This is a genomic window from Chryseobacterium daecheongense (assembly GCF_003729955.1).
GTDB lineage: Bacteria > Bacteroidota > Bacteroidia > Flavobacteriales > Weeksellaceae > Chryseobacterium > Chryseobacterium daecheongense.
This window is the reverse complement of record NZ_RJTX01000001.1, coordinates 1583935-1597690: the sequence shown is the minus strand read 5'-3', so window position 1 is coordinate 1597690 and position 13756 is coordinate 1583935. Positions and strand designations below refer to the sequence as shown.

The following is a 13756-nucleotide window of genomic DNA, read 5'->3' as shown; positions in this document are numbered from 1 at the left end:
CTACGCATATAATATCAAATTATTCCTGTATATATTTGAATCATATTATTACACACCACTAAACCACTTAAATATTTTATATATGAAAAATTTTTTGTTATTACTAGGAATGGCTCTTTTTGTTTTAAGTTGTAAAAAAACTGAAACGCAGGATAACAATAACATTGATTCTGCAACAATATCTAATGATACGATTTCGGATACTATCACATCCACGGCTCCGGCAGATACTCTGTCTGCCGCTCAGGATAGTATAAATCGTAGCAATACCAGAAATGGGAATATGAATAACAATAAAGCTGATTCGCTTAACAGGTAAAACACTTTTTTAGACCCCATATACTTTTTTTAACTCCTCTTCTGAGGAGTTTTCTGTTTTATGTGGGATTGATGTGAAAATTTAATTTTGTGCTTATTTTATCCTTCAAACTCACTGATTAATGAAGAATTTTATGTTGTAAAAAATTTAAACATAACACTTTATAATTTTTTAGAATTGTTCGTTTAAAAATTTTTATGATTATTTTGACTTTTCTCTTGACTAAAAGCTGAATATTTTTTAATTTTGAGCTGTCGAAAGACATTCGAAATAATTTTTTTTCATCATTTGTGTTTTTCCTCCCATGAAAATGGGAGGTTTCTTTTTTATAGGCTTACTGAATACAATCAAGATTCAATGGCTTCAATGATATTATTTTCTGACTTATTTTTTGATTATGACTGAAGTCATAATTCTTTTGGTCATGAAGTAGTATTTTTATTAAAGAATTCAAGACATACTTTTTTTTCATCTTATACTATCTATGCTTTAAACTTCCTCTTCCCAAGAGGAAGTTTTATTTTTTATAGAACTTTATCGTTTTTTTTCAACAATTTTTGGATATCAGAATACTTGGCATAATTTTTATTACTAACAATGTGACTCATACTCGTATGAGTTTTCATGGTTATTAGTTTTTTTCCCTGGAGAGATCCGGGGAATTTTTTTATTCAACCTGAATTAATAAATCAAAAGTCATGATTATGGTATTCCGTAAAGTGTAGATTGTTAGAAAAATAAAAAACCTCTAAATTAATTTAGAGGTTTGATGAGGTACCTAGCGGATTCGAACCGCTGTAGATGGTGTTGCAGACCACTGCCTAGCCGCTCGGCCAAAGTACCATTTTTGAAGTGTGCAAATATAAATATTTTTATTAATCAATCAAAGTTTTTTAGGCAATTTCTTTCTCGCCAAGACTGTTTATATCTGCTTTTGCCTGTTTTTCAGACTCATATTTTTTCACATTAATTACTCTTGTATTGCTCCAGCTATCATGCCATCCATTGGTTCCGAAAAAAGAAAGAGCATCAAAAGGAACAAACCTTGAAATATTTCGGATAAAATAGTCCTGGAATGAAGGTTCAGCGCCATCTGTACTTATTACTTTAGTTCCTGTTATATATTTGCCAATTGTTCTTCCCTTGGTAAAATATTCCATCAAAAGCAGATAGAGAAAATAGACGGTTGATGTCAAAATCATATCTCCCATTTTGCTGAGATTACTAAGCTTATCAGTGATACTAATAAAGAAATCAATATTTAATAGTTGATAAGTAATGGACGAAAATAATCCAAACAAGAAAAACAAGGCGAAAACAACAACTCTATCTATAATCAAATTGGCAAATCGAAGCCCTAGTGAGCTTTTATTGTATTCAACAATACTTAAAATTCTTCTCATATCTATGTTTTTTAAATTCCGTTGATCATTAGTTTTAAAGTGGCATTGGTATCAATAACGGCCGTAATTCCTGATGGGTTTAAAAGAATATTGGCAGGTTTCAGGGTGAAAACTTTTCCATTCATTTTCAGTCCTTTGTAATATTCTTTATTGAATGCTTCTTCAATGCTTTTTTTGGAAGCAAGTTCCAATTCCTGGGTAGGAATTCCATATTCTTCCTCAATCATTTTAACGATTTTGCCTTTGAATAAAAGGGTAGCCGTTTTTTGCAGTATATTGGAAGTTTTCAGGTTGAATTTGGTCTGTGACAAAACGATTTTCTTTTTGGTTTCATCATACACCGGGATTCCTGAAATGAAAGATTTACCTTTTACGTATCCTTCCGTTTCGGCTTCGATCATAATTCTGTTTTCGACCCCATATACTTTTATGTCCGTGATTTTTACCTTAGAGCCGCGCACATCATATTCCTTATTCAAAAACATGTTTCTCGCAATATGGGTGGCTTCAGTAAAAGGAACATTGGCTGTAGTCTGAAGAAGGAACTTATCTGCAAGAAGAGGAATAAAATTAAAATTGGCAGCCGACTTTATGGGTTGAGATGACTCCGGTTTGCTTCCTGTAAAGGTTTCGGAATAAATATCAATTCCTATATTCGTGTCGATCTGGTTTCCGTAAAACTTTAGTGGAGTGATATTGACGTTTACAGGAGTTACTTTCAGCCATGTGTTATAATCTTCGGAAATATGGAAAGGCTGTGAAAAAACATTCCATGCCATGACTGCATATTGCTGGAAATTCAGTTGAGAGGCCATTTGCTGGTCGATGGTCTTACAGAATTTTTCCTGTTGCTCTTTTAAACTTTTTTCAACCAAAGAAGTAATGGGAATTTCAATTTTTCCAAAATCCAGAACTGGTTTGGTCACCCATTTAAAGCCCATTGGCTGAGTATTGGTTGTAATGGTCCAGTTATTTTTAAAATTCAAAGCAGAATTGAAATACATCACGGTTTCGAAAGTGGTATTCTGATAGGAATAAACACCCAACGTGCCGATTCCTTTTTCTGCCCATATTTTTAAAGGAACTTCAATTAAAAGGTTCTGATTGGTTCCCCCTACCAATCGGATCGGACGGGTCTTCCAGACTTTTACCTTGAACTGGTCATTATTGTTATCCGTATAAGAGTCATCCTGATAAATGAGATCTTTTACAGATGAATTGATAATGCTGCTGATCCCCGAAAGCGGAATAGTAACCGGCATCGTAATGCTGGATTTGATTTTCGGGAAATTGTAAACGGCTAATTGATTAGTGCTACTATTCTGTCCGAAAGTAGTTATAAAAGCCAACAGAAATACTATTTTGATGAATTTCAATTCTTGATGTTTTTATCAACGAAAATAAGAATATTTTTAATTCTCCGGTTTAAAACCTTTTTCGAGTTCTATACTTGCCCCTTTCATTTCCCCTTGCATGGGCGGGCTTGTTTTAGTAATCCTGATTCTGATATAATCAATTTGGGGGAATTTTTCATGGATTTTTGAAATCATCCTTCCTGCTACATGTTCCAAAAGCCTGGATTTGATCTTCATTTCTGTATGGATGACCTCATTAATATCTGCATAGCTTATGGTATCATGAAGATCATCAGACTCAGATGCCTTCCATAAATCCGTATGGAGTTCAGCATTGATGATATAATAAGTACCAATAATGTTTTCTTCGGGAAGAACCCCATGATGGGCATATATTTTTACGTCTTCAAGAAAGATCTTGCTCATGATTCTCAATTTTTATAGAACAAAATTATCACATTCAGGATCAAAACAAAAAATAAAATTGAGATTAATATCTGAAAATACAAAACCCGGAGAAAATCTTACACTTACTTGATGATTCGCTACAGTTATGAAATTTTGTTTTTAATAATAATATTTGTACATCATATTTGTACATCATAAATACTGAATCATTATAAAAAAGCTTTTGAGAGAAGAGCAAAAAAAAGGAATGGCGATTTATACCAGGGAAAACCTGTTAGCCTCCTATGGTATAATTTTAAATTTAACTCATAGAACCAAAACCATATTATTATGAAAAAATTATCACGATCAGAATTAAAAAACATTCAGGGTTCAGGCTGTCTGGGAGGCTGTCCTTACCCGGCTGGTACAACGTTCGGTCCTCCCGGATCAGGGGCTTCGCGTACCTGTGCTCAATATCAGGCTTTGACGGATTGCTGTAAAGCACAGATGATTGTTGCTTGGACCTGTTTCCCTCTCACAGTAGAATAATGAATAAAAAAGCACTGTGAAAACAGTGCTTTTACTTTATTTTATGCTTTTTGAAAGATCAAGCATCGCTTCAATAGGCTTCAATGCTTTTAAACGAAGTTCTTCATCGATAAGAATCTCCGGAAGCTCATATTTCATGCATAAATATAATTTTTCCATTGTATTACGCTTCATATAGAAACACTCCGAACAGTTACAGCTTTCATCAAAAACCAACGCCGGAATCAACTCTTTGTGCGGAGCACGTTTTTTCATTTCGTGAAGGATACCTTCTTCTGTGGCGATGATGAATTTCTGGCAATCGTCTTTTTCTACATAATTCAATAGAGCAGAAGTAGACCCGATAAAATGAGCAAGTTTTAACACTGCTTCTTCACTTTCAGGGTGTGCAATTAATTTGGCATCAGGATTGTCTGCCATTTGTTTAGCGATTCTCTCCATAGAAAATGCTTCATGAACGATACAGCTTCCGTCCCAAAGGATCATATCACGGCCGGTTTTCTTCGATAGATATCTTCCTAAGTTTTTATCCGGAGCGAAAATGATCGGTCTGTCTTTTGGTAAAGCTTCAATTACGGTTTCAGCATTGGAGCTCGTTACGATGATATCACTTTCAGCTTTGGTTTCTGCGTTACAGTTGATGTAAGTGGCCACTAAAGCATTAGGATATTGTTCACGCATTTTTCTTAGCCCTTCTCCACTGCATCCGTCTGCCAAAGAGCATCCCGCCATGGTGTCCGGAAGAACTACTTTTTTAGTTGGATTTAAAATTTTTGCTGCTTCAGCCATGAAATGGACTCCGCAGAATACAATCATATCCGCATTGGTTTCTTTAGCCTGTCTTGCCAATTGTAAAGAATCTCCCAGGAAATCAGCAATATCCTGGATCTCACCTGGCTGGTAATAATGGGCCAGAATCACTGCATTTTTCTCTTTCTTAAGATCAAGAATAGCCTTCACCAAATCTTCTCCCTGCGGAATGGCAATATCTTTTATATCTAAAAATCCTCTAACCGGAATAGCGGATTTCGCTTTTTCTAATGTTTCGGTACTCATATCAACCTTATGTTTTTTGTTTTTAAAAGTAGAAATTTTTAGTGGCTACTGATAAAATTTTTTATTAAATTTTCTATTTCTTTTTTAGCTTCATCCAGATCAGTATTCACTACGATTTTATCAAATTCATTAGCATAGGTCATTTCCTCTTCCGCCTTTGCTACACGGGTTTTGATGGTTTCCGCATCATCCGTATTTCTTGTAATCAATCTTCGTTCCAATTCTTCAATGGAAGGAGGTTCAATGAAAATAGACAATGCTTTTTCCCCGAAATATTTTTTTAAGGAAATTCCGCCTTTTACATCTACATCAAAAATAACTACTTTTCCCTTATTCCAGATCTTTTCCACTTCAGATTTTAAAGTCCCGTAATATTTGTCCGTATATACTTCTTCATATTCTACGAAAGCATCTTCGGAAATTTTCTGTCTGAATTCATCAGGCGTTAAAAAATGATAGTCTACTGTATGAACTTCACTGCCTCTCGGCTGTCTTGTAGTGCACGAAATAGAAAATTCAAGTTCCGGAAATGTTTCCAGAGAATGCTTTACCAATGTTGTCTTCCCGCTTCCTGATGGGGCCGAAAATATGATAACTTTATTCATTATTAAATAGTTATGAGTGATGAGTTATGAATGATGAGTTATTTTAAGCTGTAACAATAGGCAACTTATAACTCATTACTTATAACTCATTACTATAATACGTTTAATGTTTGTTCTTTAATTTTTTCCAGATCATCTTTCATCATCACCACCAGCTTTTGGATTTCAGCATGATTGGCTTTTGATCCTAATGTGTTGATCTCTCTTCCGATTTCCTGGGAAATGAATCCAAGCTTCTTTCCATTGAAATCTTCATTGTCCATCACTTCTTTGTAATATTTCAAATGTTGTGATAGTCTTACCTTTTCCTCGGAGATATCCAGTTTTTCCGTGAAATAAGCCATTTCCTGGTAGAAACGGGTTTCATCTACGTTTTCAAATTCTTTCAATGCTTTTTGATAACGCTCTTTTACACTTTGAATCCTTACTTCTTCAAAAGGAATCACTTCAGATAAATATTTATCGATATTCTGGATGTTTCTTTCCAGTTCTTCATGGAGAATTTTACCTTCTGTTTTTCTGAATTCTTCAAACCTGTCTAATGCGTTATTGACGATATTGGCCAGCATTTCCCATTCCCCTTCACAAAGTTCATCTGGTCTTGAAGTAACTGCATCGGGAAGTCTTACCGCCATTTTAAGGTATTCAAAATCGGGTCCGTCCGAGGCAATGCTGCGAAGCTCATTCATGTAAGAATCAATAAGATTTTTATTGATCTTCACGTCGTTGCTTTCTTCAAGATTCTCCAGGTTGATGTAGCAGTCTACTTTTCCACGGATGATCCTGTCGTTAAGAATTTTCCTGATTTCGAATTCTTTTTCCTTATAGCGTAAAGGCATTTTGATATTCAAATCAAAGCCTTTGCTGTTCAGTGATTTAATATCTATACAGATTTTTTTACCTTCGAAAACATCTTCAGCTCTGCCGAAGCCGGTCATTGATAAAATCATAGTTTTTTATTGTTGTACAAAGATAAACATTTAAATTAGCACTGTGAAATCGCAATGATTTTGAAAATACAAACATTGATAAGATTTACGATTCCCTATGAAAAATTTGATTTCTGTAGTAGGTCCCACCGGAATTGGCAAAACAAGACTCGCAATTGATCTGGCAAAACATTTCAATACTGAAATTATTTCCTGTGATTCCCGGCAGTTTTTTAAAGAAATGAAAATAGGAACGGCAGCACCTTCAGAAGAAGAACTGGCAGAAGCTCCGCATCATTTTATTGGCAGTCTTTCTGTACAGGATTATTATTCTATAGGGCAATACGAGGAAGATGCTCTGAAAAAGCTCAATGAATTATTTGAAAAACATGATACTGTAATCCTTGTCGGAGGAAGTATGATGTATGAAAAAGCAGTTCTTGAAGGGTTGAATGATCTTCCTGAAGCCAATGCTGAAAACCAGGAGAAATTACAGAATATATTGGATTCTGATGGTATCGAAAAGCTTCAGGAAATATTGAAAGTTCTTGATCCGGAATATTATGCTGTGGTGGACATCCATAATCACAGAAGGCTTTTAAGAGCGATTGATGTAATCTGGCAAACAGATACAAAATATTCTGAACTGATAGCTGTTTCACAGGATTCAAGAGATTTTAATGTAATCCGGATCGGAATTGAGGCTCCAAGAGAAGAACTGTACGACAGGATCAACAGAAGAGTGGAAATCATGATGGAGAAAGGTTTGCTGGAGGAAGCAAGAAGGCTGGAAGAATTTAAAGATTTAACGGCCTTAAACACTGTTGGTTATTCAGAACTGTTCAAATATTTTGATGGAGAATGGGATCTGGATTTTGCAGTTTCTGAAATCAAGAAAAACAGCCGCAGGTATGCAAAACGACAGTTAACGTGGTACAGAAAAGCGAATGATATTCATTATTTGCAGATAGGATATTCTCAAAAAGATTTTGAGGATCTGATTCAATGGATTTCTGAACAGTTTCAATAATAAGTTGATTTTTTAACACAAAGAATCAATGAAATTGATTCTATAAAGCTAACTTCACCAGCGACCTTGTTGTCATATTTGCCTTTTAAATAAAACATTTCTTTGCACTTAAGCAATAAAAATGCGGCCCCGAAAGACCGCATTCAACAATATAATTTAATTTACTACTTCCAACCGCCGCCAAAAGTTCTATAAAGATTAACAATAGATCTCAATCTCTGTATTTTTTATTGACACAAATTGAAATTCATCTTGTAAAGAGTTTCTTTGTCTGGTTTACGTACAAGCAACTTCAGTTTCTTCAATATTTCTTTTATTTACTTCTGAATTGATTTTTTCCTTTTTAGTAAAAGTTATGAAGCTTATGCCTAAAGTGATCGCCAGCAAGCCAATACTCATCCAAACCACAAAATGAATTCCATACTGTGCAATAACGAATCCACCCAAGAAAGCACCAAGAGAAATCCCGATATTGTAACAAGAAGTGAGCAAACTGTTTACAAATTCCAAGGTATCTTTAGGGACAGAGTGCGTAGTTCGCAGGTTGGGAACTAAAAAGCCCCCAGTGTGAATAAGCCCCCAAAAGGAAAGAATAATCACCATTGGTATGAAAAAGCCCCCAAAATAGTAAGCCAACAGCTGCACAGAAATAAGAAGAACATAAAATAATCGTGAAGTTTGCATTAGCTTTTTACCCAACGCAATGCCCATAATCCAATTTCCGAAAATCCCTGCAATTCCAAATAAAAGCAGCATGATACTAATTTCTGTACCATTCATTTTAGTGATTTTTTCTAAATAAGCAGCCAAATAGCTATAGCTGGAAAACATGGCCGCCAGAGTAAGAATGGTAGAAATCAGATTGAGCCAAAGTTGCGCATCTTTCAAAACGTGAAACTGAGATTTGGTCGCTTTTTCTGAATTTCCGGGAATAGACGGGACGAAAAATAACAGGCTCAAAAAAGCAATCAGACTAATCACACTTGAAAGAAAGAACGAAGCCTGCCAATTATTGAAAAATTCTGCTGCGTAAGTGGTAAGCGGAACACCTAAAACAGTTGCAATACTTAAACCGGCCATCACAGTAGAAACGCCTTTTGAACCATTCTCTTTAAATGCAATGGCCAAAGAAATATTCCAAAATAATGGGTGGAATATAGCAGGAATAATCCTTGCAATCATCAATATTGTGAAATTAGGAGAAAATGCAGATAGCAGATTGGAAAGAATGAACATTCCTAAAACTAAACACAACAATACTTTACGATTGATTTTAGTTGTAATTGCTGTAATAATAGGCGATGAAAAAGCCACGGTAAGTGCAAATCCACCTAACAACCACCCTGCAGTATCTACAGAAATATTGAAAACCTTAGCAATTGTTGGTAAAATTCCGATAACCCCAAATTCCGTATTGATAATTCCGAAAGCCCCAAAAGCAAGTGCATATATCGACTTTTTCATATTAGATTAATTTAACCATTAGAATTTATTTCGCCTACTTCCAACCGCCACCAAGAGCTCTGTAAAGATCAACGATACTACTGAGTCTTTGTCTTTTTACGGATGCAAGATTAAGTTCTGCCTGAAGTGAATTCGCCTGAGCGGTAATCACTTCAAGATAATTTGCCATGCCACCTTTGTATAGGAGCTGAGCACTTTTGATTCCTTCTTTTAATGTCTGTACCTGTTCCGTAGCTTTTTGTTCCTGAACTTTTAGGCTTTCATTGGAAACCAAAGCATCAGAAACTTCACCAACCGCATTGAGAACGGATTGACGGAAAGCCAATACATTTTTCTCTCTTTGAATTTTAGCTACCTCCAGGTCAGTTTTCAACTGTCTTTTCTGGAAAATAGGCTGAGTGATTCCTCCCAGAACCGAACCAAATAATGAAGCCGGAATCTGGAACCAGTTATCAAATTTGAAAGAGTTCACACCACCGGTTGCCGTAATTTTCAAAGACGGATACATATTGGCCTGAGCAATTCCTACCATCGCATTGGATTCCAATAAAACCAATTCCTGTTGGCGTACATCAGGACGGCGGCTTACCATTGCTGCAGGAAGACCTGCTGAAATATTTTGAGGTAAAGAAGTATCAGACATTTCAATAGTTCTGTTCACTTTATTCGGATTTTCACCTACCAAAATACTCAACGCATTTTCCTGAATGGCAATATTCTGTTCCAACTGTGAGATTAAAAGTTCTGTAGACTGCTTTTGAGCAGTAGCCTGTTGAACTCCCAGAGAAGTAGTGTCTCCACTGTCCCACATTTTTTGCGTGATGGATAACGTATTATTGCTTAATTCTAGGTTAGCTTTAGCAATACTTAATTGCTTATCAAGCATCAGCAAATTATAATATCCTTGTGCAATAGCCGCTACAACCTGAGTTTGTATGGCTTTGGTAGCTTCATACGTTTGCAGGTACTGCATTCTTGAAACTTCCTGCTGATTTTTGATCTTTCCCCAGATATCCGCTTCCCAGGAAAGATTGAATGCTGCATTGTAATCTTCAACATGGCTTTGGCCTAAGAATAGATTAAGGCTTTGTCCGTTCATACTGTTTTTAGAAGGTCTTGAAATCTGTGCATTCACTCCAAAACCAACATCAGGGTACTGAAGATACTTTGCCTGTTTTAGTTTTTCCTGTGAAGAAGCAACCTGTTTTAAGGCAATTTGCAGATCATAGTTATTTTTAATTCCTTTTTCAATAAGGTCTCGTAAAATCGGATCATTGAAAAATTCTTTCCATTCCAGATTGGCCACACTTGCCGTGTCTGCAGTAGCAGTGTACTGGAATTTTTCAGGGAGCTGGACCTCCGGCTCCGTGTATGCTAATTTAGACACACACGAAACCGAGGCTACAGCCAATATGAGTGTTAGAAAAATATTCTTTATTCTTTTCATAGTTTTTCTTTTTAATGAACAGTTGTTAGGGCTTGTTCATGTTCTTGCTTTTGAAGTCTTCTCTTTTTTCTGCTCGGCATTTTTTCATGCAGATACTGGAAAATCACATACAGTACAGGAATGATGAAAATTCCAAATACTACTCCGGTCAGCATTCCGCCAACAGTACTCCAACCGATAGAATGGTTACCTTTTGCAGAAGCTCCCTGCGTCCAAACCAATGGAAGCATACCGATGATGAAAGCGAACGAGGTCATCAAAATAGGTCTCAAACGTAATCTTGAAGCCTGAAGAGCAGATTCTATTAAAGATTTTCCTGCTTTTCTTCTCTGAACGGCAAATTCGACAATCAAAATCGCGTTTTTCGCCAGTAATCCGACAAGCATGATTAATCCTACCTGTACATAAATATTATTATCAATTCCTGCTAAACCTGTGAAGGCAAACACTCCGAATATTCCGGTAGGAACCGTTAAGATAATCGCGAACGGAAGAATATAACTTTCATACTGTGCTGCCAATAAAAAGTATACAAACAGGATACTTAAAAGGAAAATGAAAGCAGTCTGGCCTCCGGTTTTGATCTCTTCACGGGTAATACCTGTCCATTCATATCCGTATCCTCTCGGAAGAGATTGTTTGGCTACTTCTTCCACCGCTTTAATAGCGTCACCTGTACTGTAACCAGGTTTTGGAGTTCCGTTGATAGTAACAGCGTTGAATAGGTTATTTCTTGTAACAGTTTCAGGACCGAATGTTCTTTTTAAAGTAACTAAAGTTTTTACCGGAACCATTTCGCCTAAATTATTTTTAACGAAAATCCCTTCCAAAGAATTCACATCCGTACGATAAGGAATATCCGCCTGAGCCATTACCCTGTAATATTTACCGAATCTGTTAAAGTCCGAAACAAAGCTACTTCCATAATAGATCTGCATGGTTTGCATTAAATCTGTAACAGACACTCCCAATTGATTAGCCTTATCTGAGTCTACTTCAATGGTGTATTGAGGATTTCCTGCTGCATACGTTGTGAAAGCGAATGCAATTTCCGGACGTTTCATCAACTCTCCGATAAAAGCTTGGGTAGTTGTTCCCAATTGCTCAAAAGAACCGTTGGTTTTATCCTGAAGCATGAACTCAAAACCGGACACGTTACCAAATCCCTGTACGGTAGGGAAGTTGAAGAAGAAAGCATTCGCATCTTTTACCTGGCTTACTTTTCCGGTTAATGCTGCTGCAATCTGATCTGGGTCCTTCATTTCACCACGTTCGTCATAATCTTTCAACTTGATGAAACCGGCAGAGTAGGGAGAAGCATTGGCATTACTGATGAAGTTCAAACCGTCCGCAACCCAAAGGTGGTTGGTTGCACTTTCACCATTTACAATTTTATCAATTTGTTCCGTTGCTCTATGAGTTCTTTCCAATGAACTTCCCGGAGGAGTGTTCACTGCATATAAAACGAATCCCTGATCTTCTGTAGGAATAAATCCTGAAGGAGCTTTTTTAATTAAGAAAATGCTTGCTGCTGTGATGATAACGAGACCTCCAACTGCAACCCATTTGTTTTTAATTAAAAATTTAAGACTGTAAATATATTTTTTGGTCATGGTGTTGAAGCTTGCATTGAATGCATTGAAGAATCTTCCTCCAAAACCTTTTTTCTGACCATGTTCTCCTTGCGTATCATTTAAGAATAATGCACATAAAGCCGGACTGAGTGTTAATGCATTCACAGCCGAGATCAAAATGGCAATGACCAAAGTGAAAGCAAACTGTCTGTAGAATACACCTGCAGGTCCCTGCATGAAACCAACAGGTACAAATACCGCACACATCACTAATGTAATGGAAATAATGGCTCCTGAAATTTCACTCATGGAATTTGTGGTGGCTTGGTCAACAGACATTCCTGTATGTTCCATTTTGGAATGGACGGCTTCCACAACTACAATGGCGTCATCTACTACAATACCAATGGCGAGAACCAAAGCAAACAACGTAAGCATGTTGATGCTGAAACCAAACAGCTGAAGGAAGAAGAACGTACCGATAATTGCTACAGGTACTGCAATAGCAGGAATCAACGTAGATCTGAAATCCTGAAGGAAAATATACACTACGATGAATACCAGAATGAATGCAATTACCAAAGTTTCCACCACCTGATGAATAGAAGCATCAAGGAAGTCTTTGGAATTGTACATGATGATAGGCTTCACTCCCTTTGGAAGGGTTTTTGAAAACTCATCTACCTGTTTTTCAATTTCAGTCAAGATTTCATTGGCATTGGAGTCTGCAGTTTGCAATATCGCAAAACCGGATACGGGTTTCCCGTCAACTCTGTTGGCTGCGGTATAGGTATAAGAACCGAATTCCACTCTTGCCACATCTTTCAGCCTTAAGAATGAACCATCATTATTGGCTTTGATCGCAATATTTTCGTAGTCTTCGTTTTTGTTTAGCTTACCTTTATATTTAAGGATATATTCGTAAGTTTCCTTACTTCCTTGTCCCAAACGTCCCGGAGCAGCTTCAAGGTTATGGTCTTTAATGGCATTCATTACTTCCTGTGGAGAAAGATTGTTGGCTGCCAATCTATCCGGCTTCAACCAGATACGCATGGAATAATCCCTTGTCCCGAAAACCTGTGCCTGTGCAACACCCGGAATACGCTGAAGTTGCGGAATGATGTTGATTTTCATGTAATTCTGCAGGAAAAGCTCGTCATATTGCTTTGGATCTTCACTGTATAATCCCATGAACATGATGAAACTGTTCTGAACCTTCTGGGTGGAGATTCCCGCCTGAACAACTTCCTGAGGAAGCTGGCTCATGGCTTTGGATACACGGTTCTGAACGTTTACTGCTGCATTATCTGCATCCGAGCCTTGCTTGAAATACACGCTCAGAGTCATGGTACCGTCGTTACTGGAGTTGGAGGTCATGTAGGTCATGTTCTCCACACCATTTACGGCCTCTTCAATAGGAGTTGCCACAGAACGGGCTACCACTTCCGCATTGGCTCCCGGGTAGAATGCTGTCACCTGAACACTTGGTGGAGCAATATCCGGAAACAGGGTAATCGGAAGGTTGAAAACCGATAGTGCTCCCAAAAGTAAGAGTATAATGGATATGACCGTTGAAAGTACCGGTCTTTCTATAAATTGTTTTAACATAAGAAGTTTATTTTTTTAAGTCTTCTG

The 13756-nt window shown here is 36.9% G+C and carries 12 protein-coding genes and 1 tRNA gene; 3 read left to right on the top strand and 10 right to left on the bottom strand.

The window, feature by feature from the left end:
- Positions 1-82 precede the first annotated feature (82 nt).
- Complete coding sequence (locus tag EGI05_RS07485) at positions 83-319, top strand: hypothetical protein (protein WP_123262399.1); 237 nt, start codon at positions 83-85, stop codon at positions 317-319.
- A gap of 772 nt (positions 320-1091) precedes the next feature.
- Here the strand turns inward: EGI05_RS07485 and EGI05_RS07480 are convergent.
- The 4 genes from EGI05_RS07480 to folB form a co-directional block, all read right to left on the bottom strand.
- Positions 1092-1162 (bottom strand) — tRNA-Cys (locus EGI05_RS07480).
- A 50-nt stretch (positions 1163-1212) separates the two neighbouring features.
- Positions 1213-1722, bottom strand: coding sequence for an RDD family protein (locus EGI05_RS07475; protein WP_123262398.1), 510 nt, complete (start codon positions 1720-1722; stop codon positions 1213-1215).
- 11 nt (positions 1723-1733) lie between these two features.
- On the bottom strand, positions 1734-3098 hold the full coding sequence (locus EGI05_RS07470; protein ID WP_123262397.1) for a DUF4403 family protein: 1365 nt from the start codon (positions 3096-3098) through the stop codon (positions 1734-1736).
- 36 nt (positions 3099-3134) lie between these two features.
- Positions 3135-3503, bottom strand: a complete 369-nt coding sequence (gene folB / locus EGI05_RS07465; protein ID WP_185144957.1) for a dihydroneopterin aldolase — start codon at positions 3501-3503, stop codon at positions 3135-3137.
- 312 nt (positions 3504-3815) lie between these two features.
- Here folB and EGI05_RS07460 point away from each other — a divergent pair, with 312 nt between their 5' ends.
- The gene (locus tag EGI05_RS07460) at positions 3816-4016 is read left to right on the top strand and encodes a bacteriocin-like protein (RefSeq protein WP_123262396.1); all 201 of its coding nucleotides are present in this window, start codon (positions 3816-3818) and stop codon (positions 4014-4016) included.
- A gap of 36 nt (positions 4017-4052) precedes the next feature.
- Here EGI05_RS07460 and nadA read toward each other — a convergent pair whose 3' ends face one another.
- The 3 genes from nadA to EGI05_RS07445 all read right to left on the bottom strand — a co-directional run bounded on the left by nadA (position 4053) and on the right by EGI05_RS07445 (position 6615).
- The gene (nadA, locus tag EGI05_RS07455; RefSeq protein ID WP_123262395.1) at positions 4053-5072 is read right to left on the bottom strand and encodes a quinolinate synthase NadA; all 1020 of its coding nucleotides are present in this window, start codon (positions 5070-5072) and stop codon (positions 4053-4055) included.
- A 38-nt stretch (positions 5073-5110) separates the two neighbouring features.
- Positions 5111-5677, bottom strand: a complete 567-nt coding sequence (gmk, locus tag EGI05_RS07450) for a guanylate kinase (protein ID WP_123262394.1) — start codon at positions 5675-5677, stop codon at positions 5111-5113.
- 92 nt (positions 5678-5769) lie between these two features.
- A complete protein-coding gene (locus EGI05_RS07445) occupies positions 5770-6615 on the bottom strand; it encodes a YicC family protein (RefSeq protein ID WP_245144236.1) in 846 nt (281 codons plus the stop codon).
- Between the two features lie 109 nt (positions 6616-6724).
- On the opposite strand from EGI05_RS07445, the gene miaA reads away from it, so the two are divergent.
- The gene (gene miaA / locus EGI05_RS07440; RefSeq protein WP_123262392.1) at positions 6725-7636 is read left to right on the top strand and encodes a tRNA (adenosine(37)-N6)-dimethylallyltransferase MiaA; all 912 of its coding nucleotides are present in this window, start codon (positions 6725-6727) and stop codon (positions 7634-7636) included.
- Positions 7637-7912: 276 nt separating this feature from the next.
- Here miaA and EGI05_RS07435 read toward each other — a convergent pair whose 3' ends face one another.
- From EGI05_RS07435 to EGI05_RS07425, 3 genes are read right to left on the bottom strand one after another with little or no spacing between them, the layout of a single operon-like run.
- Positions 7913-9100, bottom strand: a complete 1188-nt coding sequence (locus EGI05_RS07435) for an MFS transporter (protein ID WP_123262391.1) — start codon at positions 9098-9100, stop codon at positions 7913-7915.
- Positions 9101-9134: 34 nt separating this feature from the next.
- Positions 9135-10547, bottom strand: a complete 1413-nt coding sequence (locus EGI05_RS07430) for an efflux transporter outer membrane subunit (protein WP_123262390.1) — start codon at positions 10545-10547, stop codon at positions 9135-9137.
- Between the two features lie 11 nt (positions 10548-10558).
- Entirely contained in the window at positions 10559-13729 is a 3171-nt protein-coding gene (locus tag EGI05_RS07425) for an efflux RND transporter permease subunit (RefSeq protein ID WP_123262389.1), read from the bottom strand.
- Positions 13730-13756 lie beyond the last annotated feature (27 nt).